This window comes from Acinetobacter sp. ANC_7682, from assembly GCF_056779795.1.
In genome coordinates, this window is record NZ_JBWYIQ010000112.1 from 1 (window position 1) to 213 (window position 213).

General features: G+C 45.5%; 1 pseudogene. It reads left to right on the forward strand.

The annotated features are described in order from the left end of the window. A pseudogene (locus tag AC1M9D_RS14215) lies at positions 1-213 on the forward strand (oxidoreductase); the annotation flags it as partial.

The following is a 213-nucleotide window of genomic DNA, read 5'->3' on the forward strand; positions in this document are numbered from 1 at the left end:
ATCCTCAGTCACGTGGTGGTTCAACATGTGCATTTGAGCAACTTACACCGGGTATGCAGTTGCAGGTGAGTGCACCAAGAAACTTATTCCCTTTGGTTGATGCTTCCCACTCAGTGTTGATCGGTGGCGGTATTGGCATTACACCACTCATTACCATGGCATATGAGCTACTAGCCCAAGGTAAATCATTTGAATTGCATTATTGTGGCAGTA